The following is a 25,918-nucleotide window of genomic DNA, read 5'->3' as shown; positions in this document are numbered from 1 at the left end:
GCGCCGCGTTAAACAACACCTATGTAGTTTGCTGCCCGCCGCAAGGCTACCGCAGCGGGTTTCGCATTCCGAGCAAAGAAGTGCCGATCCGGACGTGTGTCGCACCGTGCCGGACGGCCGCCTCGAGGTCCCCGCTCATACCCGCGGAGATCATCTTCGAATCGGGGTGTGACGCGATCAGACGGTCCGAGATCGACTTGAGCTGCTCGAACGCGCGGTCGGGATCCCAGTCCGTCGGGGCCACCGCCATGACGCCGCCGAGACGCAGCGATGTGGACGACGCGATGGAGTCGGAAACCCGCCAGATGTCGTCGCCGGCCGCGCCCCCGCGCGCCGGATCACCGTCGATGCTCACCTGGACCAGCGCCTCGAGTGGATCATCGCGCAGAGAAGAAGCCGCACGATCGAGCGCCGAGGCCAGCCGTATGGAGTCGACCGACTGGACCACGTCGGCATAGGACGCCACCGAACGCGCCTTGTTGCGCTGGAGCTGTCCGATGAAGTGCCAGCGCGGCGTCGCGCCGGCTTCCGCGGCGGCGGCCGCTTTGGGAGCGGCCTCCTGGTCGCGGTTCTCGCCCACGTCGGTGACGCCGAGCCCGGCGAGCAACACCACGTCGCTCGCCGGGTACGTCTTGGTCACCGCGACCAGGTGCGCGGCGTCCGCCGGTCGCCCGGCCGCCACGCACGCGCGGGCGATCCGCCCACGCACCTCCTGAAGGGCCGCGGACAGCTCGGCCCTACGATCCGTCACCGCCGTCAGGAGCCGTTCTTCAGGAAGTCCGGCACGTCGACGTCGTCGAACAGCACCCGGCGCGGGGTCGGGGTGGTCGTGGCCGGCGGCGGCGTGGTGACCGCCGGCGCGGCCGGCTGCGGCGCCGTGACCGCCGGCGCGGCCGGCTGCTGGATCACCTTGCGCGCCGGCTCGGACGGCTTGTACGAGGGCGTGCCCCCGTCGAAGCCGGCCGCGATGACCGTGACCCGCACCTCGTCGCCGAGCGCGTCGTCGATGACCGCGCCGAAGATGATGTTCGCGTCCGGGTGGGCCGCGTCGGTGACCAGCTGCGCCGCGTCGTTGATCTCGAACAGGCCCAGGTCGGAGCCGCCGGCGATGGAGAGCAGCACGCCGCGGGCGCCGTCCATGCTCTGCTCCAGCAGCGGGCTGGAGATGGCCCGCTCGGCCGCCTCGACCGCGCGGTTGTCGCCCCGGGCGCTGCCGATGCCCATGAGGGCGCTGCCGGCGTTGCTCATGACGCTCTTGACGTCCGCGAAGTCCAGGTTGATCAGACCGGGGGTGGTGATCAGGTCGGTGATGCCCTGCACACCGGAGAGCAGCACCTGGTCGGCCTGGCGGAACGCGTCCATCATGCTGATGCCGCGGTCGCCGAGCGCGAGCAGCCGGTCGTTCGGGATCACGATGAGCGTGTCGCACTGGTTGCGCAGCTCGTCGATGCCGGCCTCGGCCTGCACCTGGCGGCGCTTGCCCTCGAACGAGAACGGCCGGGTGACCACGCCGATGGTGAGCGCACCGAGCTTACGGGCGATGTTGGCGACGACGGGCGCGCCGCCGGTGCCGGTGCCGCCGCCCTCGCCGCACGTCACGAAGACCATGTCGGCGCCCTTGAGCACCTCTTCGATCTCGTCACGGTGGTCCTCGGCGGCGTTCTTGCCCACCTCGGGCTGCGCGCCGGCGCCGAGACCGCGGGTGAGCTCGCGGCCGACGTCGAGCTTGACGTCGGCGTCGCTCATCAGCAGCGCCTGCGCATCGGTGTTGATCGCGATGAACTCGACGCCCTTGAGCCCGACCTCGATCATGCGGTTCACGGCGTTCACGCCGCCGCCACCGATACCGACGACCTTGATGACCGCCAGGTAGTTGTGGGGAGGTGTCATGGGCTCTCAGCCTTCCCTTCCAGGGTTAGTGGATGCCGTTAGGCCCCGGCGCGGTCCGGCCAGACCGCGCGTCGGCACCCGCTGCCGTACAAGGGAGGGCGAGGAAACCCTCACCCTCTACTAGAGGCTTAGGGTTATGTCAACCACTGAAGCCTCTGGTGGCAACGTATGCGGCATTGCGATGTCAACCAAAGACCCGGCGCGGCGTGTCGGCGTCCGCTTACGTGGCGAACATCCGACGGACCCGTAACCTCGACCAAAAAGCGTTGTTTGTCCGCTTATGGAAGATATTAGCGGATCGTCACGACTGACGGAGCGCTGACGTCGATCTCGCGGCCCTTGCGCTTCAGCAGCGCGGTCGCCACCTGGCTCTTGGTGTCGCTCTGGGTGTCGTCCCCCCAGACCACCGTGCGCTCCTTCTTCAGCTCCAGCTTGATCTGCGCCGGCATGGGCACCGACACCGCGACCAGTTGCTCGCGCAGATCCTCGCTGAGCGCCGAGAGCACGGTCAGGGCCGACTTCGTGTTCACGTCGTTCGGCCCCGGCGACGTCGTACGCACCAGCGGCAGCCCGGCCGGCTGCTGCTGGACGGTGCGGTAGGGCACGCCCTCGCGGTCGATCAGCGAGAACTGGCCCGAGGCGGGCACCGCGGCCACCGGCGTACGCTCCACGACCTCCACCACCAGCGTGGACGGCCAGCTGCGCCGCACCACGACCCGGTCGACCGCCGGCAGCGTGCGCACCTTGGCCCGGACGGCGTCGAGGTCGACCCGGGCCAGCGGCTCGCGCTGCGGGACCGAGGCCGCCTGCTCGATCTGGAGCGGGGTGAGGAACTGGGTGCCGACGACCTTCACGTCGCGGACGCCGAGCAGGGACGTGCCGTAGACGACCCAGGACACGATGCCGGCCAGGGCGAGCACGCCGGCCGCGATCGCCCACGGCAGCACGGCCCGCAGCTTACGTTTGCGGGCGCGGGCCATGAAACGGCGCGCCGAGGCGGGCACCGCGTCGGTGTCCGCCCGTACGAGCCGCCAGCTGCGCCCGCCCCCGCTCACCGCTGCTCTACCGCTCTTCCAGGGCGTTGCCGCTGGGCTGGGACGGCGCCGGCTGGAGGTCGGCCTCGGCCAGCGCGGACAGCAGCTCGTCGCCCATCAGCGAGATCGGCGGCGCGCCCATGGTCACCACCACGTCGCCCGGGCGGCTGCGCCGCACGACCTCGGCCGGCACGTCCTCCCAGTCGGGCACGAACACCTTGGCGCCGTCCGGCAGGTCGACGGCCGCGGTCAGCGACACGCCGCCCTCGCCGGGGCCGCGCACCTCGCCCGGGCCGAAGACCTCCATGACGATCGCCTGGTCGGCCAGGCTCAGGCCCTCGGCCAGCTCGGCCTCCAGGTCCCGGGTGCGGTACACCCGGTACGGCTGGAAGACCACCAGCAGGCGGCCGTCGCCGGCCACCTCGCGCAGCGTGCGCAGCGCGGCCTTGACCGAGGTCGGGTGGTACGCGTACTCGTCGTACACCCGCACACCGGCCGCGATCCCCTTGCGCTCGAAGCGCCGGCGCACGCCGGGGAAGGACGCGAGCGCCTCCACGGTCTTGTCCAGCGGCAGGCCCAGCCGCAGCGCGGTCAGCACGGCGGCCGCGCTGTTGAGGCCCATGTGCTTGCCGGGCAGCGCCAGCCGGATCTCGCCGAGCGGCTTGCCGTCCAGCTCGGCCTGGTAGCGGACCCCGCTGACGGTCGACACGACATCGGAGATCCTGAGGTCGGCCGACGCGCTCTCGCCGTACGTGTAAACGGTCTTGCCCTTGGCCTTGAGCGCCGCGATCAGCTCCTGGGTGCCCTCGTCGTCGGCGCACGTAACCACGAAGCCCTCGGGGTCGGTGAGCTCGGCGAACTGCAGGAATCCGGCCTTGAGGCCGTCGAGGTCGCCCCAGTTGTTGAGGTGGTCGCCCTCGATGTTGGTGATGATCGCGACGTGCGGGCGGTAGATCAGGAACGACTTGTCGCTCTCGTCGGCCTCGGCCACGAAGTGCGGCCCGGTGCCGTGGTGGCCGTTCGAGCCGGCCTCGGAGATCTCGCCGCCGATCACGAACGACGGGTCCTGACCGGCGTGCTGGAGGATCACCGTCATGATCGAGGTGGTGGTGGTCTTGCCGTGCGTGCCGGCCACGGCGATGGTCTGCCGGTTGGTCATCGCGGCCGCCAGCGCCTCGGAGCGGTGCAGCACGCGCAGCCCGCGGCGGCGCGCCTCGACCAGCTCGAGGTGGTCGGCCGGGATGGCCGTGGAGTAGACCACCGTGTCGACCCCGTCCAGGTTCGACGCGACGTGTGCCATGTGCACCGTGCCGCCCAGCGCGCGCAGGCCGGCCAGCGCCGGCCACTCGCGCAGCTCGCTGCCGGAGACCGGGACGCCCCGGGTGAGCAGCAAACGGGCCAGGCCCGCCATGCCGACCCCGCCGATCCCGATGAGGTGCACGCTGCCGAGGTCCTCGGCGGTCACCTCGCCGGCCGGCCTCAGCTCCGCCGTGTTCACAGTCCTGCTCCCTTAGTCGCGTCGGTCATCGGGCCTTGGCCACCGCTTCCAGAACGAATTCGAGCAGCGCTTCGTCACCGTCGCGGCGACCGTACCGGGAAGCGGCCATGCTCATCGCGCCGAGGCGCTGCCTGTCCCGCGCCAGCGGGACGATGTTCTGCTCGATCCACTCAGCGGTGAGCTCCGAGTTGTCCACCAGGACGCCGCCGCCGGCCTCGACGACCGGCAGCGCGTTGCGCTTCTGCTCCTGGTTGCTGTGCGGGTACGGCACGTACACCGCGGGCACGCCGAGCGCGGTGGTCTCGGCCACCGTGATCGCGCCGCCGCGGCAGAGCATGAGGTCGGCCGCCGCGTACCCCAGCTGCATGTCCGAGAGGTACGGCAGCACCCGGTAGGGCACGGGCAGGTCGGCCGGCACGTCGAACGGGTCGTTGCGGCCGCCCTGCACGTGCAGCACCTGGATGCCGGAGTGGGCGAGCCGCTTGGCCGCCGCGGCGACGGCCAGATTGATCGTCCGGGCGCCGGACGAGCCGCCCGAGACGAACAGCACGGGCAGGTCGGGGCGCAGCCCGAACTGGTAGAGCGCCTGCGGGCGCAACGCCGCGCGGTCGAGGTGCGAGATCGCCGTACGCAACGGGACACCGACCACCCGGGCCTCGCGCAGCGACTCGGCCAGCTGCGGCTGCTGCGGGAAGCCGACCGCGATGTTCTTGGTGAACTTCATGCCCATCCGGTTGGCCACGCCCGGCGGGACGTTCACCTCGTGGATGACGATCGGCACGCCACGGCGCCAGGCCGCGAGGTAGGCCGGCACCGACACGTACCCGCCGAAGCCCACCACGACGTCGGCCTGCACCTCTTCGAGGATCTTGCCGGCCGCCTGGGAGGACTTGTACATGCGGTCGGGGGTGCGCAGCAGGTTCATGTTGATCGACCGCGGCAGCTGGAACGCCGGGATGACCCGCAGGTCGTATCCGGCCGGCGGGATCAGGTCGTTCTCCATGCCCTTGGGGCTGCCCAGCGTGGTGATCCGCACGTCGGGGAAATGCCGCCGTAAGGCGTCGGCGAAGGCGAGCAGCGGGTAGATGTGACCGCCGGTGCCTCCTCCGGCGAGCACTACCGACCGCAGCGAAGCCATTTACCGTCTCCTTCCAGCCCCCGTGTCAGCGGTGGGCTTCGCAGGCCCCGGCCGCCGTTGCGGGGGGACCGGCGGCAGCGGGGCCCAGAGTAGCCGTACCCACCGAGCGGGCGGACGGGCGTTCAGGGCACGTGACGCGTCCGGCTCGGCGCGGGCGAAGGAGGCGACGATGCCGACCGCCGCCATGGTCACGACGAGGGCACTACCACCTGCGGAGATGAACGGCAGCGGGAGGCCGGTGATGGGCAGCATCCCGGTGACGCCGCCGATGTTGATCACGGCCTGGGCCACCAGCCAGGTGGTGATCGCGGTGGCGGCCAGACGGCGGAACGGGTCGACCGAGCGCCGGGCGATACGGAAGCCGGTGTAGGCCAGCACCGCGAACAGGGCCAGGACGATCGCGCAGCCGACCACCCCGAGTTCCTCGGCCACCACGGCGAAGATGAAGTCGTTCTCGGCCTCGGGCAGCCAGTTCCACTTGAGCGCGCCCTTGCCCAGCCCGACGCCGAACCAGCCGCCCTCGAAGATCGCCGAGCGGGCCTGGATGAGCTGGTAGCACGGCCCGTCCAGATCGCACTGGTCGAGCGGCTGGAGGAAGTTGGTGAGCCGGGCCAGGCGGTAGTTCTCGGCGCCCTTCTCACCCGAGCCGGCGCCGCCGGACGCGGCCGCGATGAGCAGGCTGATGCCGGCCAGGCCGAGCACGCCGAGCGCGGCGAAGATCCGCAGTCGTACGCCGGCCGCCCACAGCAGGCCGACGATCAGGGCCAGCAGCACCAGCATGGTGCCCAGGTCGTTGTAGCCGACCAGCACGAACAGCAGGCCGATGACCGGGAACAGCGGCCGGGACAGCTCGCGCCAGTGCCCGAGCGCCGGGCCCTTGCGGGCGACCACGTCGGCCCCCCAGAGCACCATGCCGAGCTTGGCGAACTCGGCCGGCTGGAGGCCGATCGGGCCGAAGTAGAGCCAGAGCAGATCGGCGCGGACCGGGCCGAGTCCCTGCTTCGGGCCGAGGATGTGCACCGATTTCAGCGCGTTGATCAGGTCGAGCAGGGCGAGCAGCGCGATGGCCACGGCCAGGATGTACTTGCCGAGGTCGCGCAGGGTGCCGGCGGGCAGCCGCTGGCACACCCAGAACGCGACCAGGCCGAGCAGCGCGAAGATCGCCTGGCTGCCGATCGCGCCGAAGGCGCTGCCTTCCCGCACGTACGCCTCGACGCTGGTGGCCGAGAAGACCATGGTCAGGCCGATCAGCAGCAGCAGACCGGAGCTCGACAGCAGCAGGTAGTACGAGGAGAGGGGACGCGCCAGCAGCCCGTGCACGGCGGGCAGCAGCTGCCGGCTCAACGACGGGCGAGGCGCCTGAGGAGTACGGTCGTCCGCCATTGCCTCATCATCGTCGCGGCGACACGCGAGGCTGTGTCACGTGCCTGGCGTGTCGCGCGAGAGATCTATCCCATGACGGCCAGGAAGTCCGAGTAGAACAGGCCCAGGCCGATCGCGACACAGATCCCGGAGATGATCCAGAACCGCACCACGATGTTGACCTCGCTCCAGCCCGCCAACTCGAAGTGGTGGTGCAGCGGCGACATCCGGAACACCCGTTTGCCGGTGGTCTTGAACGAGACGATCTGGATGATCAGGGACATCGTGATGATCACGAACAGGCCGCCGATGATGACCGAGAGCAGCGTGGTCCGGGTGGCCACGGCCAGGCCGCCGATCAGGCCGCCCAGGCCGAGCGCGCCGGCGTCGCCCATGAAGATCCGGGCCGGGGACGTGTTCCACCACAGGAAGCCCACGCAGGCGGCGGCCGCCGCGGCGGCGATCATCGCGATCTCCAGCGGGTCCCGCACGTTGTAGCAGTAGTCGTTGACCCGGGCGTAGTCCGAGTCGCCGCACCAGTGCCGGTACTGCCAGAAGCCGATCAGGGCGTACGCGCCCAGCACCAGGATCGACGCGCCGGTGGCCAGGCCGTCCAGGCCGTCGGTGAGGTTCACGCCGTTCGACATCGCCATGATGACGAAGACGAAGACCAGCACCGAGCCGACCTTGCCGACGTCGAGCCAGCTGATGTCGCGGATGAACGAGATGTGCTCGCTGGCCACCGTCTCGCCGTTGGTGCTCGGCACGTAGAGCGCCACGACCGCGAACGCGGTGCCGACGATCAGCTGGCCGAGCAGCTTGCCCTTGGCGCTGAGGCCGTCGGAGTTGCGCCGGCGCACCTTCAGCAGGTCGTCCAGGAAGCCGACCACGCCGCAGAAGACGAACAGCCCGAGCAGGACCAGGGCGGTCATGGTCGGGCTCTCCTGGGCGATCTGCCGATCCGGGAGGGTGGTCAGGGCGACGTGCCCGGCCGCGTAGGCGATGACGGTGGCGATGATGAAGGCCACGCCACCCATCGTGGGCGTGCCCTTCTTGCCGGCGTTGCTGGCCAGCCCGAGGCCGCCGCGGATCGGCTGGCCCGCCTTCATCGCCGTGAAGACGCGGATGGCGATCGGGGTGCCGAACAACGAGATGATGAAGGCGACCGCGGCCGCGACGATGACTGCCCTCACCGGGACTCCTCCTCTCCACGGAGCGAGTCCACCACGTCCCACGTGCGGTACCGGGATCCCTTGACCAGCACGACGTCGCCGTCCCGGAGGTCTCCCTTCAGGACCTCGATGGCCGCGGCCTGGTCCGGGGCGAGTGTGGCCTCGCCCGTCCAGCCGGCGACCGCGCGCGCGCCGTCCACGATCGGGCCCGCCTCCGGGGCGACGGCGATCAGCCGGTCGACGCCGAGTTCGGCCGCGACCCGGCCGACCTCTTCGTGCCCGGAGCGCTCGTGCGGTCCCAGCTCGGCCATGTAGCCGAGCACGGCGGTGGTGCGCTTGCCCTCGCCCATCGAGGCCAGCGCCTGGAGCGCGGCCGTGGTCGAGGAGGGATTGGCGTTGTACGAGTCGTCGATCACCGTGACACCGTCGGCGCGGGTGAACACGTCCATCCGGCGCCCGGAGACGATGCCGACCTCACCCAGCGCCTCGGCCACGTCCTCGAGCCCCATGCCGAGCGAGAGCGCGACGGCCGCCGCCGCCAGCGTGTTCGCCACCTGGTGCCGACCGGCGACGCCCAGCCGGACATTTCCGGTTTTTCCCTCGAAGCCGATTTTGTACGAAGCGCGCCCGGCCCCGTCCACGACGACCTCCGTCGCGCGCACCGCGGCGGCCGGCGACTCGCCGACGAGCACGACTTTCGCCACGGTCCGCGGCGCCATGCCGGCCACCAGCGGATCGTCGGCGTTCAGAACCGCCACCCCGTCGGCGGGCAGCGCCTCGACCAGCTCGCCCTTGGCCTTCGCAGTGCCCTCGACCGAGCCGAACTCGCCGAGGTGGGCCGCGCCGATGTTGAGGACGGCACCCACCCGCGGCCGGGCGATATTCGTGAGATAGCGGATATGCCCGATACCGCGCGCGCCCATCTCGAGCACCAGGAAGCGGGTATCCGTGGTCGCCTGCAGCACCGTGTACGGGAAGCCGAGCTCGTTGTTGAGCGACCCGGCCGGCGCGATCGTCGGCCCCAGCCGCGACAGCAACTGCCCGATGTAGTCCTTGGTCGTCGTCTTGCCGGACGACCCGGTGAGCCCGACGATGGTCAGCTTGTCGAGCCTGTCCACGACCGCCGACGCCAGCGCCGCGAGCGCGCTCAGCGGCTCGGCCACCACCACACCCGGCTGGCCGGTGTCCCGCGTACTCAGCACGGCGGCCGCCCCGGCCTCGACCGTCGCGGCCGCGAACTTGTGCCCGTCGACCTTCTCGCCCTCGAAGGCGACGAAGAGGCCGCCCGGGCCGACCTTGCGGGAGTCGTACTCCACTCCCCCGGTGACCTCGAGCTCGGGCGCCGCGTTGACCACGCGTCCCCCGGTGCGCTCGGCGATCTCCGCCAGCGTCATCCGGATCACGAGCCGCTCCCCGCCGCGGCGGTCAGCGCCGCGGCCAGCTCGATCCGGTCGTCGAACGGCAGCATCTCGCCGTTCACCTCCTGGCCACGCTCGTGTCCCTTGCCCAGCAGCGCGATCACGTCGCCCGGCGCGGCCAGCCGCACCGCCTCGTCGATCGCGTCGCGCCGCCCGGCGACTTCGATGATCTTCGCGGGGGCTCCCGCCTGTTCGGCCCCGGCCCGCACGGCGGCGCGCACGGCCGCCGGGTCCTCGGTCCGGGGGTTGTCGTCGGTGACGATGACCAGGTCGCTGCCGCGGGCCGCCGCCGCGCCCATCAGCGGGCGCTTGCCGCGGTCCCGGTCGCCGCCGGCGCCGATCAGGCAGATCACCCGGCCGCCGCGCCCGGTGGCCAGCTCGCGCAGCGCGGCCAGGGCGGCCACGATGGCGTCCGGCTTGTGCGCGTAGTCGACCACGCCCAGGACCTCGCCCGGGGCGTCCACCCGCTCCAGGCGGCCCGGTACGCCCGCGCACGCCGCGATCCCGCCGGCCGCCACGGCCGGGTCGATGCCGGCGGCCACCAGGGCGGCCAGGGCCAGCAGCGCGTTGGCCACGTTGTGCCGGCCGGGCAGGGCCACGCCGGCCTCCACCCGTACGCCCCCGGGCCCGTGGGCCACGAAGCGCTGGCCGAAGGCCGAGGGCCGGATGTCGGTGGCCCACCACGAGGCCCCGGTGTCGCCGTCGGCCGAGTAGCTGATCGTCTCCGGTTTGAACAACGGCGCCAGGGCCGCGTCGTCAGAGTTGAGCACCTCGAAGCGGCAGCGGCCGTCGAACAGCTTCGCCTTGGCCGCGAAGTAGTCGTCGGCGTCGCGGTGGAAGTCGAGGTGGTCGAGGCCGAAGTTGGTGTAGCCGCCGACGGTGTAGCGCACGCCGTTGACCCGGCCGACGGCCAGCGCGTGGCTGGACACCTCCATCACCACGGCGGTGACGTCGCGCTCCCGGCCGGCGGCGAGGATCGCGTGCACGTCGGTCGCCTCGGGCGTGGTCCGCACGCTTTGCACGACCAGGTCGCCCAGGCGCGTCTCGACCGTGCCGATCATGCCGGTGACCAGGCCGGCGGCCCGCAGGCCGGACTCGACCAGGTACGCCGTGGAGGTCTTGCCGGCGGTGCCGGTGATCCCGATCACGGTCATCTGGGCCGAGGGGTCGCCGTAGATCGCCGAGGCGGCCGCGCCGAGCACGGCCCGCGGATCGTCGACGACCAGCACCGGAAGGCCGGTGGCGGCGGCGCGGGCGGCGCCGTCGGGGTCGGTCAGGAGGGCGGCGGCGCCGGCCGACGCGACGGCGGCGGCGAACTCCGCGCCGTGCCGGTTCGCGCCGGGAAGGGCCGCGTAGAGGTCGCCGGGTCGGACGTCACGGCTGTCATGGGTGATCCCGGTGACCTCGGCGTCGTCGCCGGTCAGCGTGGCCGCGATCAGCGGGGCCAGGCTCGACAACCGGTGCGGCGCCACGGAAAGGGGACGGGGAATGCCGGGCACGGCGTCAGACCCTACCCCGTGCCCGCCGCTCGGCGAAAAACGCCATACCGCCGTACCAGGGCCTCATGGCTTGATCTTCAGCTTGGGGGCCGGCTCGGTCGACGGCGGCACCTTGTTGTGCAGCAGCGCGAACTGCATCATCTTCGAGAACGCCGGCGCCGCCACGTCGCCGCCGGTGCCGACCGGCACGTCGGCCGAGACGGCGATGACGAACCGCGGGTTCTCGGCGGGCGCCATGCCGATGAACGACCCGTAGTTGGCGCTCGTGTACTGACCGTCGATCAGCCGCTTGCCGGTGCCCGTCTTGCCGGACACCCGGTACCCGGCGACGGCCGCCTTCTTGCCGGTCGCGCCGTCGTTGTCGACCACGGCCTCCATCATGGTGCGCAGCTCGGACGCGACGTGCGGGTCGAGCACCTTGTGCGTCTCCGGCTTGGCGGCCTGGGTGACCTTGCCGTCCTTGCCGGAGATCATCTCCTTGATGAGGTGCGGCTGGATGTACGTGCCGTCGTTGGCGATGGCGTTGTAGCCGGCCGCCATCTGGACCAGCGTGGCGTCGACGCTCATGCCGATCGGCACCGAGCCCGACGCCGAGCCGCTCCACTCGTCCGGCGTCAGCAGCCGGCCGTCGGCCTCGCCCGGCATGCCCTCGTTCGTCGACTTGCCCAGCCCGAACTTCTGCTGGTACTCGTAGACCTTCTGCTTGCCGAGCTTGTCGGCGATGAGGATCGTGCCCACGTTCGACGAGTAGGCGAGCAGGCCCGCCATCGTCATCTTGGTGCCCTTTTTCTGCTGGTGGGTGTCGGTGAACGAGTATCCGCCGCGCTCCAGCCCCGGGCCGATCGACAGGACCGAGTCGGGGGTGATCAGCCCCTCCTGCAGGGCGGCGCCGAAGATGAACGCCTTGTGCACCGAACCGGGGTCGGCCACGATGCTGCTCGGCACGTCCTCCCGGTCGGTGGGCGAGTAGTCGCCCGGCTTGGCGGCGTTGTACGTCGGGCAGCTCGCCTGGGCCAGCACCTCGCCCGTCTTGACGTCCATCACCACGGCCCCGGCCATGTACGCCTTCGACTTGGTGGCCTGCTCACAGAGGATGCGCTGCACCTCGTACTGCAAATAATGGTCGATGGTCAGCTTCAGCGACGTGCCCGCCTGCGGCTCGGTGTACTTCTCGTACCCGCTCGGGATCGGCTTGTTGAGGTCGCCCTTGCCGATCTCGAAGACCCGCGCGCCGTCGGTGCCGCGCAGCAGCGAGTCGTAGCGCGCCTCCAGGCCCTCCAGGCCCGAGTTGTCGGCGCCGGTGAAGCCGATCAGGTTGGCCGCCAGGTCGGCGTTCGGCACGTCGCGCCGCTCGTCCTCCTTGACCACGATGCCCGGCAGCTCCAGGGCGGCGATCTTGTCACCGATGGAGATGTCGACACCCTGGGCCAGATATTCGAACCGGGACTGGCCACCGCCGGGCCGCGTGTGCTTCTTCATGCTCGGCAGCAGCGCCGAGACGGGCACACTGATCAGCGGCGACAGGATGGCCGCGGTCTTCTCCGGATTGTTCACGAGGACCGGGTCGACACCGATGTACCGGGCCTCGACACTGTGCGCGAGCACGGTGCCGTCCCGGTCGAGGATGCTGCCCCGGGGGGCGGGCAGGCGCACCTCGGCCAGCCGGTCCTCGCGCAGCTCGATGAGCCGCTTGGCGTCGGACGGCGACGAGGCCACCTGCAGGATGACCAGCCGCACACCGATCATCACGAAGAGCGAGAGCGCCACGACGGCGCCGATCCGCAGCCGCCGCGTGCTGTTGGCCAGCTTGGGCGGCTCGGGCGCGACCGCGCGGACGGCGCGGTTGACCCGCGGTCCACTCACGATGCGTCGTGGTCCTTCTTCCTTTTTCGTACGCGACGACGACCGCTCCGACCGCAGAGCTGACCCCAACCGGGCCACACGCGCGGCGCGGGCACCCCGATCGGATCCGGCCACGGCCCGACGGGGCTTGACCCCGGCCCGGGTACGCCGGCTGTCCAGCTCGTCCTCGGCGAACTCGTCCTCGTCGAACGCCACCGCCCGCCCACGCGGCCCGGCCTTGCCACCCAGCCGCCCGTCCCGGCCGCGCACGGTCCCCCGGCGCCGCTCCGCTCCGTCCTCACCGCTCGTGGACAGGCCCGGACGGCGCTCAGCGCCCTTGCCACCTTTGCGGCCCTCGGCGGCGCCTTGACGCCCGTCCGTGGTGCCCTTGCCGGCCGTGGTGCCCTTGCCGGCCGTGGTGCCCTTGCCGCTCGTGGCGCTCTTCCCGGCCGTGGTGCTCTTCCCGGCCTTGGCGCCCTCGCGGTTGCTGCCGGCGCCCTTGCCGCCTCGGCCGGCGGGCTGCTCGGGAATTTCCGGACTGTCCGCGCCGTCGGCCGTCTCCTCCGGCTCGGGCCGGCCACCGCGCCGGGGCCGGCCGCCGTCGAGCACCTGGAGCGCGGGCCGGAACGGGTCGGCGTTGCGCCCGGCCCGCGGCGACCGCGTGCGCTGGTCCCGCTCGGCCATGGTGCGCCCGCGCGGCGTGTAGGCGCGCGCGTCCCCGATGCCGCCGAAGCCGCGGCCCTTCGTCCCCTGCTCCTCCCCCTCCTCGGGAAGGTCACGAGACGTGCCGCGCCGGGGCTGAGCGCCCCGGCGCGGTGGAGTGTCGTCAGCCCGCGGCGACATACGGCCTACTGCCCGTTGCTCGCGGCCTGGCCGCTGCCGGCCTGCCCATTCACGCTCTGTCCATTCACACTCGGCCCACTGCCGACCTGCCCGTTGACGGTCTGGCCGTTGACGGTCTGGCCGTTGACGGTCTGGCCGCTGGTGGCCTGGCCGTTCACGGTCTGTCCGTTCGCGGTCTGGCCGTTCGCGGTCTGGCCGTTCGCGGTCTGGCCGTTCGCGGTCTGTCCGTTCGCGGTCTGGCCGTTCGCGGGCTGGTTGTTGGCGGTGCCGCTGGTGGTGGCGTCGGTCTTGGCCGGCTGCTCGGTGACCGACTTCTTGCCCTCGGCCGGCATCGGCACGCCGATCTGCTTGCCGTCCGGCAGGCGCAGCACGGCGATGTTGTCCGCCTTGACCAGGCCGAGCCGCCGGGCCGCCGCGTCCAGGTTGCCCACGCTGGACACCTGGATCAGCTGGTTGTCGAGGTCCTGCCGCTGGTTGTCGAGCGCCGTGTTCTGCTTCTCCAGATCAGCGATCTTGAACGAGTTCTCGTTCGTCTTGGTGTTGATCAGCAGAATCCCGAGCACGCCGATGATGACCAGCCCCACGACCCCGGCCGCGAACGGCGCCCGCGGCCCCCGCCGCACCGGCGCCGGCGCCACCGACAGCCGCGGCCCCGCAGCGGCCTCGGCCCGCCCGTTACCGTCGGGCGCCACCTCGAGCTGCAGCGCCGCCGTACCCGCGACCGGCGCGTCGGTCCCCGCCAGCCCGTTCAGCCGCCGGTCACCGCCCTTGCCCCGCGAGGCCTTGGCCGCACCCTTCTCCAGCTTGGCCGCGATCGGCTTGACCGTGGCGTCCTGTTCGGTGTCCCGCCGAGCCCGAACGTCCTCGGTGATCCGCCGAACCCGCTCGCTCTCCACCTCACGCCCGGCCCGGCCGCCACCGTCCCCGCGAGCACGCACGCCCTCGGTGTCCCGCCGCCGGCCCGAACCCTCCGCGTCCCGGCGAGCCCGAACCTCACCCGTGTCGCGACGCTGAGCCGAAACCTCGGCGTCCCGGCGAGCCCGAACCTCACCCGTGTCGCGGCGAGCGCGGGTCTCCTCGCCGTCATGACGGGCGCGAACGCCCTCGGTGTCGCGGCGCTTGGCCGGCCCGTCCAGGTCCCGGCGAGCACGAAGCTCACCCGTGTCCCGGCGAGCGCGAAGCCCCTCGCCGCGGATCTCCTCGCTGTCGCGGCGAGTGCGGATCTCCTCGCTGTCGCGGCGGGTGCGGATCTGCTCGCTGTCGCGGCGGGTGCGGGTGCTCTCGGTGTCGCGAGCGCGGCCGCGGGGTGTGGCGGCGTCGCGGCCCCCACCGCGGACGTCGTCGTTCTCGCGGCGGGCGCGGCCGGTTGCCGGCCGGCGCGCGTCGGTGCCCTCGGCACTGCCCCGGACCTCGTCGGTGAAGTGCCGTGCCCCCCGGCCGGCACTGCTCCGGGCGTCCGCATCGCGGCTCGTGCCCTGGTCGCGCCGGCCGTTGGCCTGGCGCTGGTGATCCGCGGCCCGGCCCCCCGACCGCGGCGCGTGGGTGCGCTCGCTCATGCTTTCCCCTCCCCCTCTTTACGTTCCCCCGGGCGTAACCGCCCTCGTCCCCCGTGCGTTGTAGACAATCGGAGCCGTTCGCGGGCGGCCCCGGGAGCCTGGTCGTGCTGGTCGAGGCGCTCCACAGCGCGCAGCTTCACGGAAGCTGCCCGCGGGTTCGCCGCGACCTCCTCGTCGGTGGGCGGCTCTGACCCCTTTGTCAGCAGCCGCAGCGTCGGCCCGGTTCCGGGCAGTTCGACCGGCAGGTCGATCGGCCCGGTGCTGCGCGTCCTCGCGGTGAGGGCGCGCTTGACGATCCGGTCCTCCAAAGATTGGTAGCTCATCACCACAAGGCGCCCTTTCGGGGCCAACGCGTCCAGAGCGGCCGGAACCGCGGACTCGAGCGTGGCGAGTTCGCCATTTACCTCGATGCGCAGCGCTTGAAACGTTCTTTTCGAAGGATTTCCACCCGTTCGCCGGGCTGCGGCGGGAATGGACTCTTTGACCAGCTCAGACAGCCGTGCCGTCGAGGTGATCCGGCCCTTCTGCCGCTCGCGGACGATCGACGAGACGACGCGTGTGGCGAACTTCTCCTCGCCGTACGTCCGCAGGATCCGCACCAGCTCACCGGGCTCGTACTCGTTCACGACCTGCTCGGCCGTGATGCCCGTGGTCTGGTCCATGCGCATGTCGAGCGGCGCGTCCTGCGCGTACGCGAAGCCCCGGTCGGCCTCGTCGAGTTGCAGCGAGGAGACGCCCAGGTCGAACAGTCCGCTGTGGATCCGCGGGATGTCCAGCTCCTCGAGCACCCGGGGCAGCTCGTCGTAGACCGCGTGCACCAGGTGCACCCGCTCGCCGCCGAACCGGGCCAGCCGCTGCCGCGAGTGGGCCAGCGCCTCGGTGTCCCGGTCGAGTCCGATGAGGACCACGTCGGGATAGCGCTCGAGCACCGCCTCGGCGTGACCGCCCAGGCCGAGCGTGAAGTCGACGTGCACCGCGCCGGGCAGCTGGAGGGCCGGGGCGAGCAGCTCGAGACATCGCTCGAGCAGCACCGGCACATGCGTACCGCGAAGCTCCCCCACGTCAACCCCCATCGCAACCCCGGCTGTCCACCGCTACGTCGTCCGCCAAGCCGAAGCCCGCGCTCTGTCCTTGCCGCCCGCCGGCTCCGGTCCCGCGCGTGACCCCCCTGGCCCACGCCTCGCCGGATCCTCATCGGACCCCATGCCAACCCACAGACGACGCCGTAGCGATGTCGCCGCGCCGCGGCAGGTGCCCGAACGTCTTCCGTACCGCCAGATCCCCATCCGCTCGTGCCCGTTGCCATCGGGCGCGCCCAAGCCCGGACACGCGCCTGGCGCCGGGGAAGAGGCGCCAGGTGCGGGAGCGGCTGGAGATCTCGCAGTACGGCGGCAGCGACGCCCGGGCCTCTGTCTCGCCGACCCAGCCGAAAGCCACGCCTCACAGTCCGACGGGCAGCACCCCCTCCTCGATGTCGGCGAACTCGTCTTCGCTCGCCGCGAGGTAGTCGTCCCAGGACTGCTTGTCCCAGATCTCCACCCGGGTGCTCGCCCCGATCACCACGAGCTCGCGGTCGAGTGCCGCGTACTCCCGCAAGTGGGCCGGGATCGTGACCCGCCCCTGCTTGTCGGGAACCTCGTCGTGCGCGCTGGCGAAGAACACCCGGCTGTAAGCCCGGGCCGCCTTGTTCGTGACCGGGGCCTCGCGAAGCTGACCCGCGATGCGCTGGAACTCCGGCATCGGGAACACGTAAAGACAGCGCTCCTGCCCCTTAGTGATCACGACACCTCCCGCCAGCTCGTCGCGGAACTTCGCCGGGAGGATCAGCCGCCCCTTGTCGTCGAGGCGCGGGGTGTGAGTGCCGAGAAACATCGGCTCCAACCCCCTGCCCCCGGCGGTTCGCGGTCCGCCTGTCAACTCGGGCCGGCAGGCCCTCCGGAATCAGCTCCCTTTTGGCCTTGCCACTGCGCTCCACTCTACTCCACTTCCCTCCACCCGCAAGCCGAATGAGCGCGCTCGCGAAGCTTGTTCGCACAAGAAAGCCCAGCTCAAAGGCGTGCACGCAGAGTGGAGGGCCACCGCATGATCAACCCCGTCCGGTTTCCGACATCCTCGCCGGACGCCCGTCAAGAACCACGACAAACACGCCCAAACCTCGCACGAGACGACGTTGTCAACCCCCTCCGGGGAGGAAAGTGGAGGACCAACAAGATGACCCGCTGTCAACCCCGACTCCCGTTCATTCACGCGCCCGCATGGCCATACAGAGCCCGCTCCTAAGCAGCCGCCCACCCAACCGCGACTGGGCCACGCGGAGAAGGGCGAGGCGGAGGGAGAACGCAAGGCGGAGGGGAACGCGAGGCGGCGCGGAAGCAATGACGGCCCGAGGGCGGCGCGGGCCGGAAGCGGGGGGCCGCACGGGACCGCGGAGCGGCGCGGAAGTCCGGAGCGGCGCGGAAACCCGAAGCGGCACGGAAACCCGAAGCGGCACGGGACCGATGGGCGGCACGGAGGCGCTGGACGACACGGGCGAGACAGGCGCGGGGTGGCGGGGCCGAGGCGGGGCGAGGAGGTCGCCACGAGGCCCAGGCGGTGCTGGTGAAGGCGGCGAAGGGGGTCGGTGCCTCATCGCGGGAGTACGGGAGGGCGGCTCAGGTGGGCGGGATTGTCAGGGGCCGGAGGGGAGCGACTTCGGATCCGCCCTGGGTGGAGGGCCGCGGAGCGGCCTGCGTGAGGGAACGCACCGGCCGGAACTGGGGCAGAGGGCGTGAGGGCAGGCCTGGGCCGTCCCTGCGGCGGGGGCTCTTCGTCAGTTCCGTATCTCTGAAGGAAGCGCGGGAGAACCGCCCGGAATGCGCCCGGGAAACGACAGAGGGGCGCGACCGAAACCGGTCGCGCCCCGCTGAGGGACTGTCGTGTGCCGTCAGACGAGGCGGCGCACCACGTAGTTCGTGCTGAACATCTTGCGCTTCGAGACGCGGGCGCCGGTGTGCGGCGAGTCGTACATGTAGCCGTTGCCGGCGTAGATGGCCGCGTGGTAGCCGTAGGAGCCGTTACGGAAGACGATCAGGTCGCCCGCCTTCTTGGCGCCCTTCGAGACCGAGCGGCCGACCGCCTGCTGCGAGTTGGCCTTGTGGGCCAGGTTCTTGCCGGCGGCCTTCTTGTACACGTACTTCGTGAAGCCCGAGCAGTCGAAACGGCTCGGACCGGAGGCGCCGAACTTGTACAGCGCGCCGGTGTGGGCCTGGGCCTCGGCGAGGATCTTGGCGCCGCTGGCGACGACCTTGATCGACTGACGGCCGCCGACCTGCGGGGCGAACGTCGAGGTGCCCAGGTAGACCATGCGGAGCGTGCCGGTGACCTTGGGCTGGGCCCACAGGGCGACCGAGCCGTTCTTGTTCACCTTGCCGGCGGCCCAGTTCTGCCACTTGCCGTTGCGGAGCGCCTGAAGGCGGACCGTTCCGGAGGTGACGGCCTTGCCGTTCGTGGGGTTGATGTAGCGGGCGGTCACCTTGACCTTGGCGCCCCACGCGAGCGTTCGCGTGCTGACGCTGGTGCGGACCATGGGCTTGACCTTCGCCGCGGCCTTCGCGGTGGCGACCTGCGCCACGACGGGGGCGGGGGTTGCGGCGTGCGCGGCCGGCGTGGAGACCAGCTGGCCGGCGCAGAGGCAGAGACCCAGAGACAGCGCGAGTTTGCCGGCACCGGCGGACATGCGGCGGCCACGGCTCGAACTGTGTTCGTGCACGGTAGAGATATCCCTCCGGCACGCCTGCGAGGTTAGCTGTCGGGTTCGGGCGGGAAGGCTTGCCCGGCCGCTGGGAGGCGGCTTCACCCCAAGGTCTCTCCGTGGCCGCCACCGGAGCGGGTGGCGCGGAGGAGACCGCTATTTGGGTCCCCCGTCCCTGCCCCCGTATGCCTTTGTGGTCGTACATGGTGCTCGTGGTCGCGCTGCCTGGCCCGGGGCAGGGCTCGGCGTGAACCGGGCGGCGCAAGCTTCCAGCGGGTTGCTGTCGGCCCAACCTTGGTACCCGAGATTCGGCCCGAGCGGCAGAATCGGTTCAGTAACCGAGAGTAGTTGGCACATGAAGGGCTGTCCGATTTGTGACCAGCCCATAACTTTTGCCAGCACCGCTCGTGATCAGCCAAATACAGTTCGTCGAAGGTTACGGGTGAATCAGAACACATAATTGCTCGTCACCGGCCGGGTGACGGCCACCCGATATTCACTCTTCCGCCGTCGTAATCGTCCCTACCGGGCGAAACCCGCTCCCCCGAACAGCCGGCAGCGTCGACAACTCGACGTGACATCGCGTTCCGGTACCCTCGTCGCCGTGACGGACGGGAAGATGCCCCTGCGCGCCAAGGTCGCGACCTCCGTGTCGAAGACCGCGGCGGCGCTCTCCAGGGCCGCGGGACGCGGCGACGGCTCGGTCATCGGCGGCTGGATCGGTCTGAAGATCGATCCTGAGCTGCTGAGCCACTTGGCGACCGGACGCGCGATCGCGCTCGTCTCCGGTACCAACGGCAAGACCACGACGACCAGGCTGGCGGCGGCCGCGCTCGGCGTCCTGGGGCCGGTCGCCACCAACTCCTTCGGCGCCAACATGCCCACCGGGCACACGTCGGCGCTGGCCAAGGCCGGCCAGACGCCGTTCGCGGTACTGGAGGTCGACGAGCACTATCTCCCCCGGGTCATCGACGAGACCAAGCCGAGGGTAGTGGCCCTGCTCAACCTCTCCCGCGACCAGCTCGACCGGGCCAAGGAGGTGGCGATGATGGCGCAGCTGTGGCGCACCGCCCTCGCCGGCCACCCGGACGTGAACGTGGTCGCCAACGCCGACGACCCGATGGTCGTGTGGGCCGCCTACGGTTCACAGAAGGTGACCTGGTTCAGCGCCGGCCAGCGCTGGCAGGACGACTCGTGGGTGTGCCCGGAGAGCGGCGACCCGATCGAGCGGGAGAACGGCGACTGGTGGTGCACCGGCTGCCCGCTGCGCCGGCCGATACCGCAGTGGCGCGTCGAGGACGACGGCGTGATCGACCCGCGCGGCGACTGGCACCTGGTCAAGCTGCAGCTGCCGGGCACCGTCAACCTGGGCAACGCGGCGACCGCGCTGGCCGTGGCGGCCGAGTTCGGGGTGCGCCCGATCGAAGCCCTCCCCCGGCTCTCTACCGTCACCTCGATCGCCGGCCGGTACGCGCAGGTCGAACGCGACGGCCGCAACATCCGGCTGCTGCTGGCGAAGAACCCGGCCAGCTGGCTCGAGGCGTTCGACATGGCCGAGCAGGCGCCGACACTGCTCTCCATCAACGCCCGCGACCCCGACGGTTTCGACACCTCCTGGCTGTACGACGTCGACTTCGCGCCGCTGTACGGCCGGCCGGTGCTGATCACCGGCGAGCGGGCCTACGACCTCGCGGTACGCCTCGAGGTGAACGGAATCCCGTTCCAGCACGTTAAGACCTTCGAGGAGGCGGTACGGATCGTGCCCCCCGGCCGCCTCGAAGTGATCGCCAACTACACCGCGTTCCAGGACATCCGAGCGGAGCTAGACCGTGTCAACTGAGGCCCTGCGCATCGTCTGGATCTATCCGGACCTGCTCTCGACGTACGGCGACCGGGGCAACCTGCTGATCCTGGCTCGCCGGGCCGCGATGCGCGGCATCCCGGTGGAGACCTACTCGGTCCGCTCCGACCAGCCGATGCCCACCTCGGCCGACATCTACCTGATCGGCGGCGGCGAGGACGGCCCGCAGGCCCTGGCGGCCCAGCGGCTGATCAACGACGGCGGCGTCCACCGGGCCGTCAACCAGGGCGCCGCGGTCCTGGCCATCTGCGCCGGTTACCAGCTGTTCGGTCACTCGTTCTTCGCGAAGGGTGCGAAATGCCCGGGCCTCGGGCTGCTCGACCTGCACTCCGACCGGGGCGAGACGCGGGCCGTCGGCGAGATCCGCGGCGACGTCGACCCCCGGTTGGGACTGCCCCCACTGAGTGGTTTCGAAAATCACGGCGGCCGCACCCACCTGGGGCCGAACGCCTTCCCGCTGGCCCGCGTCACCGCCGGCATTGGCAATGACGGCCAAACCGAGGGAGCCTGGGCAGGGAAGATTCTGGGCACCTACTCGCACGGACCGGCTCTGGCTCGCAACCCAGCTATAGCCGATCTGCTACTGCGCTGGGCGACCGGCGCGGATAGTCTTGCCCCGGTCGACGACACCTGGGCCGACAAGCTCAGGGCCGAACGACTGGCCGCAGCCGGAGCCTGACGACGTTAACGACGACGAGACACTGGGACGGACGACTGCATGACTGACCTCCTGATCGCCCCGCGGGGCGCCACCCTCGCGGACCCTCAGGTTGCTGCTGCTCCTCAGTCTCTGGGATGGCGGCGCCGGCTCATCCGGTTCGGCATCCTCGGCGTCGTCATCGCCGCCATCGCGGTCGCCGCGGCCGTGCTCCCGATCCAGGACATCGCCGACGGCATCGCCAAGCTCGGCCCGGCCGCCGCGGCCATCATCGCCGTGGTCGGCGGCCTGCTCCTCTCGGTCCTCGTCCCCCGCACCGCGATCACGGTGGCCTGCGGCGCCCTGCTGGGCGCCGCCACCGGAGCGGCGACCGCCCTGGCCGCCGCCGTGATCGCCGCCGCGGTCACCTACTACGCGGGCCGCTGGGTCGGCCGGGGCGCCCTCCAGGCCCGCGCCGGCGGCAAGCTCGGCGCCAAGCTCCACCGCCTCGACGGCTGGCTCAACAAGCGCGGCCTCTCCGCGGTGCTGCTGGTCCGCTTCCTGCCCCTGGCCCCGTTCGGCCTGGTCGGCTACGCCTACGGCACCACCAGCGTCTGCCGCAAGCGCTACCTGCTCGGCACCACCCTGGCCGCCATCCCGTCCGCGATCTCCTACGCGACGATCGGCGCCGCCGTCACCAAGCCGGGCGAGATGAGCGTCCTCTCCTTCGCCCCCGCCGCCATCGGCTTCCTCCTCACCACCGGCATCGTCCTGTGGTGGAAGCGCTCCGCGAAGAAGGCGAACGCCCAGACCGCCTGAACCCCTTCACGGCATCAACCTCAACAAACGGATATACGGCGTCAACCTCGACAAACGGATATAGTACGAATTCTCGGACTTATACAGCCGCATGAAGGCCGCTCCCGCTCGACGGGCGCGGCCTTCGCGCTTCTCCAGGCCATAGCGCGTCCCGGCCTCAAAAGCGGTGGTCACGCAAAACCAGGCGCCCCGCCCCGGGCCCACGGGATTGAGCACGGCCAAGGCCCACCGCAGGGCGGGCGTTCCGCTCCCGGGTCACAGGTTTCAGCACAGTCCGGGCCCCCACAGGCGAGCGTTCCGCTCCCGGATCACAGGATTCAGCACAACCAGAGCCGCCGCGGACAGGCGTTCCGTCCCCGGGCCACACGATTCAGCACGGCCAGGGCCACTGCGGGCAGGCGCCCGCCCCGGGGCCACGGGATTGAGCACGGCGATAGCCCACCGCGTGGGCGGTGGGCCTTCGGGTGACCACGGCTACGCGCGAGAGGCGCGCTGCGGCCTTGAGCGCCGTGGAGGTCGCGTCCGAGCTCCCCGGCCGGGCGATTCTGCGGTTGGGGAGCCCGGGAACGCGTATCTCCGCTGTGTGGTGTTGACCGTCGGCCACTCTCCGCTGTGTGGTGTTGACCGTCGGCCACTCTCCGCTGTGTGGTGTTGACCGTCAGACGATTCTCCGCCGTCTGGCTTGACCGTCAGACGACGACGCTGACCAGGCGGCCGTTGACGACGATGACCTTCTTGGGGTCGCGGCCGGACAGGAACTCGGTGACGGCGGACAGGGCTTCGGCTCGGATGTCGGCCTCCGGCGTGCCGGGGGTGACCGAGATGCGGGCCTTGACCTTGCCGTTCACCTGGACCGGGTAGGTGATCGACTCGGCTACCAGCTGGGCCGGGTCGGCCACCGGGAACGCGGTGTAGGCCAGGGTGCCCTCGTGGCCCAGCTTGGCCCACAGCTCCTCGGCCAGGTGCGGGGCGAACGGGGACAGCATCAGCACCAGCGGCTCCACCGCCTCGCGGGAGGCGACGGGCAGCGGGGTCAGCGCGTTCGTCAGCTCGATCAGCTTGGCGATCGCGGTGTTGAAGCGCAGCTCGTCCATGTCCTCGCGGACGCCGGCGATCGTGCGGTGCAGGTGCTTGCGGGTCTTGGCGTCCAGCGGGGTGTCGCTGCTGCGGACGGCGCCGGTCTCCTCGTCGACGACCAGGCGCCACACTCGCTGCAGGAAGCGCTGGGAACCTACCACCGCCCTCGTCTCCCACGGACGGGAGACATCCAGCGGGCCCATCGCCATCTCGTAGACCCGGAACGTGTCGGCGCCGTACTGGTCGCACATCTCGTCGGGGGTGACGACGTTCTTCAGCGACTTGCCCATCTTGCCGTAGCTGCGCGTCACCTCCTGCTCGCCGTAGAAGTACTTGCCGTCGCGCTCGACGACCTCCTCGGCGGGCACGTAGAAGCCGCGCTCGTCCTGGAACGCGTACGCCTGGATGTAGCCCTGGTTGAACAGCTTGCGGAACGGCTCGAACGACGAGACGTGGCCCAGGTCGTACAGCACCTTGTGCCAGAAGCGGGCGTACAGCAGGTGCAGCACGGCGTGCTCGACGCCGCCGACGTACAGGTCGACGCCGCCCGAGTCGCCGTCGCGGCGCGGGCCCATCCAGTAGGCCTCGTTCTCGGGGTCGACCAGGGCCTTCTCGTTGTCCGGGTCCAGGTAGCGCAGCTCGTACCAGCAGGAGCCGGCCCACTGCGGCATGGTGTTGGTCTCGCGGGTGTACGTCTTCAGGCCGTCGCCCAGGTCCAGCTCGACGTTCACCCAGTCCTTCTTGCGCGACAGCGGGGTCTCGGGCTCACTGTCGGCGTCGTCCGGGTCGAAGGTGCGCGGGGAGAAGTCGTCGACGTCGGGCAGCACGACCGGCAGCATCGACTCGGGCAGCGCGATCGGCAGGCCGGTCTCGTCGTAGACGATGGGGAACGGCTCGCCCCAGTAGCGCTGCCGGCTGAACAGCCAGTCGCGCAGGCGGTACGTGGTGGCGCCGCGGCCGTGCCCGTGCTGCTCCAGCCAGGCGATCATCTCGGCCTTGGCCTCGGCGACGCCCTTGCCGTCCAGCCAGTCACTGTTGATCGCGGGGCCGTCGCCGGTGAAGGCGCCCTCGAAACCTTCAGGAGCTTGCACCGTACGGATGATGGGCAGCTCATAGACCTCGGCGAACTGCCAGTCGCGCTCGTCCTGGGCCGGGACCGCCATGATCGCGCCGGTTCCGTAGCCGGCCAGGACGTAGTCGGCGATGAAGACCGGGATTTTCTGGTTGTTGACCGGATTTGTCGCGAATGCTCCCGTAAAGACGCCCGTTTTGTCCTTGGACTCGGTGCGCTCTTCTTCGGTCTTCGCTGCGGCTTGTGCCCGATATGCGGCGACGGCTTCCCTCGGCGACGCCGCCTGCCCGGTCCATTTCGGATTTGTCGAATTCGGCCAGCTTTCGGGCGTGATCTTGTCGACCAGCTCGTGCTCCGGGGCCAGGACCATGTAGGTGGCGCCGAACAGCGTGTCGGGGCGCGTGGTGAAGACGGTGATCGTGTCGTCGTTCACCGTGAAGTCGACGTGGGCGCCGCGGCTCCGGCCGATCCAGTTGCGCTGCATCAGCTTGACCGGCTCGGGCCAGTCCAGCGTGTCCAGGTCCTCGACCAGCCGGTCGCCGTACGCGGTGATCCGCATCATCCACTGCTTCAGGCTGCGCTGGAAGACCGGGAAGTTGCCGCGCTCACTGCGCCCGTCCGGCGTGACCTCCTCGTTGGCCAGCACCGTGCCCAGGCCCGGGCACCAGTTGACCGGGGCCTCACTGACGTAGGCCAGGCGGTGGTCGTCGATCAGCTTGCGCCGCTCGATCGGCGACAGCTCCGACCACGGTGTGCCCGGCGCGGTCTTCTCCCCCGACTCGAACGCGGCGATCAGCGTGTCGATCGGGCGCGCCTTGCGCAGCTCGGGGTCGAACCACGAGTTGAAGACCTGCAGGAAGATCCACTGGGTCCACCGGTAGTACTCGGGGTCGGTGGTGGCGAAGCTGCGCCGGTCGTCGTAGGCCAGGCCCAGGCGGCGCAGCTGGCCGCGGTACCGCTCGATGTTGGCCGCGGTCGTCACCGCCGGGTGGGTGCCGGTCTGCACCGCGTACTGCTCGGCGGGCAGGCCGAACGCGTCGAAGCCCATCGGGTGCAGCACGTTGAAGCCGGCCTGCCGCTTGTACCGGGTGTAGCTGTCGGTGCCGATGTACCCGAGCGGGTGACCGACGTGCAGGCCCGCACCCGACGGGTACGGGAACATGTCCTGGACGTGCAGCTTCGGCGCGCCGTGCCGGGGGTGACTCGGGTCGGCCAGCTCGCCGGCCGGGTTCGGCGCGTAGAAGGTCCCGTTCTCGGCCCAGTAGGCCTGCCAGCGCGGCTCGATCTCGTTGGCCAGCGCGGCCGTGTAGCGGAACGGCGGGGTCTCGGGCTCGCTCATCGTCGGCATCCGTCTTCTTCGTCGTGTATGAAGCAGGGCACAAAAAAACCCCTCACGCAGGAGGGGTCGCCGTGCTGTGGCCGCTCTAGCGGCGGCAGCACGGCTGGCTAAGAAGCAGGAAGTGCCGAGCC

General features: G+C 70.9%; 18 protein-coding genes and 1 riboswitch. Of the genes, 3 read left to right on the top strand and 15 right to left on the bottom strand.

Going from position 1 to position 25,918, the window contains the following annotated elements; translation table 11 throughout:
* Positions 1-46 precede the first annotated feature (46 nt).
* The 14 genes from ACGFJ7_RS24755 to ACGFJ7_RS24690 all read right to left on the bottom strand — a co-directional run bounded on the left by ACGFJ7_RS24755 (position 47) and on the right by ACGFJ7_RS24690 (position 18,967).
* Complete coding sequence (locus ACGFJ7_RS24755; RefSeq protein ID WP_392644264.1) at positions 47-760, bottom strand: YggS family pyridoxal phosphate-dependent enzyme; 714 nt, start codon at positions 758-760, stop codon at positions 47-49.
* Complete coding sequence (ftsZ, locus tag ACGFJ7_RS24750) at positions 757-1,890, bottom strand: cell division protein FtsZ (protein ID WP_360253003.1); 1,134 nt, start codon at positions 1,888-1,890, stop codon at positions 757-759. The genes ACGFJ7_RS24755 and ftsZ overlap by 4 nt, the downstream gene beginning before the upstream one ends.
* 290 nt (positions 1,891-2,180) lie before the next feature.
* Positions 2,181-2,945, bottom strand: a complete 765-nt coding sequence (locus ACGFJ7_RS24745) for an FtsQ-type POTRA domain-containing protein (protein WP_360253000.1) — start codon at positions 2,943-2,945, stop codon at positions 2,181-2,183.
* A 7-nt stretch (positions 2,946-2,952) separates the two neighbouring features.
* On the bottom strand, positions 2,953-4,422 hold the full coding sequence (gene murC / locus ACGFJ7_RS24740; RefSeq protein WP_360252997.1) for a UDP-N-acetylmuramate--L-alanine ligase: 1,470 nt from the start codon (positions 4,420-4,422) through the stop codon (positions 2,953-2,955).
* A gap of 25 nt (positions 4,423-4,447) precedes the next feature.
* A complete protein-coding gene (murG, locus tag ACGFJ7_RS24735) occupies positions 4,448-5,560 on the bottom strand; it encodes an undecaprenyldiphospho-muramoylpentapeptide beta-N-acetylglucosaminyltransferase (protein WP_360252994.1) in 1,113 nt (370 codons plus the stop codon).
* Positions 5,561-6,943 (bottom strand): FtsW/RodA/SpoVE family cell cycle protein, encoded by a 1,383-nt coding sequence (locus ACGFJ7_RS24730; RefSeq protein ID WP_392644052.1) that lies wholly within the window; start codon positions 6,941-6,943, stop codon positions 5,561-5,563.
* 65 nt (positions 6,944-7,008) lie between these two features.
* Positions 7,009-8,115 carry a phospho-N-acetylmuramoyl-pentapeptide-transferase gene (gene mraY / locus ACGFJ7_RS24725; RefSeq protein WP_360252988.1) on the bottom strand — a complete coding sequence of 369 codons (1,107 nt, stop codon included), beginning with the start codon at positions 8,113-8,115 and terminating at the stop codon, positions 7,009-7,011.
* On the bottom strand, positions 8,112-9,497 hold the full coding sequence (gene murF / locus ACGFJ7_RS24720) for a UDP-N-acetylmuramoyl-tripeptide--D-alanyl-D-alanine ligase (protein WP_392644050.1): 1,386 nt from the start codon (positions 9,495-9,497) through the stop codon (positions 8,112-8,114). Before murF ends, mraY begins: the two co-directional genes overlap by 4 nt.
* On the bottom strand, positions 9,494-11,011 hold the full coding sequence (locus ACGFJ7_RS24715; RefSeq protein ID WP_392644048.1) for a UDP-N-acetylmuramoyl-L-alanyl-D-glutamate--2,6-diaminopimelate ligase: 1,518 nt from the start codon (positions 11,009-11,011) through the stop codon (positions 9,494-9,496). Before ACGFJ7_RS24715 ends, murF begins: the two co-directional genes overlap by 4 nt.
* Positions 11,012-11,074: 63 nt before the next feature.
* The gene (locus ACGFJ7_RS24710; RefSeq protein WP_360252982.1) at positions 11,075-13,696 is read right to left on the bottom strand and encodes a penicillin-binding transpeptidase domain-containing protein; all 2,622 of its coding nucleotides are present in this window, start codon (positions 13,694-13,696) and stop codon (positions 11,075-11,077) included.
* A gap of 5 nt (positions 13,697-13,701) precedes the next feature.
* Entirely contained in the window at positions 13,702-15,252 is a 1,551-nt protein-coding gene (locus ACGFJ7_RS24705; RefSeq protein ID WP_392644046.1) for a hypothetical protein, read from the bottom strand.
* Positions 15,249-16,325, bottom strand: coding sequence for a 16S rRNA (cytosine(1402)-N(4))-methyltransferase RsmH (gene rsmH / locus ACGFJ7_RS24700; RefSeq protein ID WP_392644044.1), 1,077 nt, complete (start codon positions 16,323-16,325; stop codon positions 15,249-15,251). The genes ACGFJ7_RS24705 and rsmH overlap by 4 nt, the downstream gene beginning before the upstream one ends.
* 367 nt (positions 16,326-16,692) lie before the next feature.
* Positions 16,693-17,124, bottom strand: coding sequence for a division/cell wall cluster transcriptional repressor MraZ (gene mraZ, locus ACGFJ7_RS24695; protein ID WP_097322560.1), 432 nt, complete (start codon positions 17,122-17,124; stop codon positions 16,693-16,695).
* 1,051 nt (positions 17,125-18,175) lie between these two features.
* Positions 18,176-18,967 carry an NlpC/P60 family protein gene (locus ACGFJ7_RS24690; protein WP_360252973.1) on the bottom strand — a complete coding sequence of 264 codons (792 nt, stop codon included), beginning with the start codon at positions 18,965-18,967 and terminating at the stop codon, positions 18,176-18,178.
* A gap of 39 nt (positions 18,968-19,006) precedes the next feature.
* A riboswitch (cyclic di-AMP (ydaO/yuaA leader) is annotated at positions 19,007-19,192 on the bottom strand.
* Positions 19,193-19,601: 409 nt separating this feature from the next.
* Between ACGFJ7_RS24690 and ACGFJ7_RS24685 the strand changes: the two genes are divergently transcribed.
* From ACGFJ7_RS24685 to ACGFJ7_RS24675, 3 genes are read left to right on the top strand one after another with little or no spacing between them, the layout of a single operon-like run.
* Positions 19,602-20,822 (top strand): MurT ligase domain-containing protein, encoded by a 1,221-nt coding sequence (locus ACGFJ7_RS24685; RefSeq protein ID WP_360253168.1) that lies wholly within the window; start codon positions 19,602-19,604, stop codon positions 20,820-20,822.
* The gene (locus ACGFJ7_RS24680; protein WP_360252970.1) at positions 20,812-21,522 is read left to right on the top strand and encodes a glutamine amidotransferase; all 711 of its coding nucleotides are present in this window, start codon (positions 20,812-20,814) and stop codon (positions 21,520-21,522) included. Before ACGFJ7_RS24685 ends, ACGFJ7_RS24680 begins: the two co-directional genes overlap by 11 nt.
* Positions 21,523-21,561: 39 nt before the next feature.
* Positions 21,562-22,299, top strand: coding sequence for a VTT domain-containing protein (locus tag ACGFJ7_RS24675; RefSeq protein WP_360252967.1), 738 nt, complete (start codon positions 21,562-21,564; stop codon positions 22,297-22,299).
* A 689-nt stretch (positions 22,300-22,988) separates the two neighbouring features.
* On the opposite strand, the gene leuS is transcribed toward ACGFJ7_RS24675, so the two are convergent.
* Complete coding sequence (gene leuS, locus ACGFJ7_RS24670) at positions 22,989-25,796, bottom strand: leucine--tRNA ligase (protein ID WP_360252964.1); 2,808 nt, start codon at positions 25,794-25,796, stop codon at positions 22,989-22,991.
* Positions 25,797-25,918: the final 122 nt, after the last annotated feature.

The organism is Actinoplanes sp. NPDC048988 (assembly GCF_043197815.1).
Taxonomy (GTDB): domain Bacteria; phylum Actinomycetota; class Actinomycetes; order Mycobacteriales; family Micromonosporaceae; genus Actinoplanes.
Note: the sequence above shows the minus strand (reverse complement) of the source record. Positions and strands in the feature narration are given on the sequence as shown.

Coding starts and splice junctions, on each gene's coding strand:
- ftsZ (WP_360253003.1), bottom strand. CDS start 1,890: ATGACACCTCCCCACAACTACCTGGCGGTCATCAAGGTCGTCGGTATC.
- murG (WP_360252994.1), bottom strand. CDS start 5,560: ATGGCTTCGCTGCGGTCGGTAGTGCTCGCCGGAGGAGGCACCGGCGGT.
- ACGFJ7_RS24730 (WP_392644052.1), bottom strand. CDS start 6,943: ATGGCGGACGACCGTACTCCTCAGGCGCCTCGCCCGTCGTTGAGCCGG.
- ACGFJ7_RS24710 (WP_360252982.1), bottom strand. CDS start 13,696: ATGTCGCCGCGGGCTGACGACACTCCACCGCGCCGGGGCGCTCAGCCC.
- ACGFJ7_RS24705 (WP_392644046.1), bottom strand. CDS start 15,252: ATGAGCGAGCGCACCCACGCGCCGCGGTCGGGGGGCCGGGCCGCGGAT.
- rsmH (WP_392644044.1), bottom strand. CDS start 16,325: ATGGGGGTTGACGTGGGGGAGCTTCGCGGTACGCATGTGCCGGTGCTG.
- mraZ (WP_097322560.1), bottom strand. CDS start 17,124: ATGTTTCTCGGCACTCACACCCCGCGCCTCGACGACAAGGGGCGGCTG.
- ACGFJ7_RS24690 (WP_360252973.1), bottom strand. CDS start 18,967: ATGTCCGCCGGTGCCGGCAAACTCGCGCTGTCTCTGGGTCTCTGCCTC.
- ACGFJ7_RS24685 (WP_360253168.1), top strand. CDS start 19,602: ATGCCCCTGCGCGCCAAGGTCGCGACCTCCGTGTCGAAGACCGCGGCG.
- ACGFJ7_RS24675 (WP_360252967.1), top strand. CDS start 21,562: ATGACTGACCTCCTGATCGCCCCGCGGGGCGCCACCCTCGCGGACCCT.
- leuS (WP_360252964.1), bottom strand. CDS start 25,796: ATGCCGACGATGAGCGAGCCCGAGACCCCGCCGTTCCGCTACACGGCC.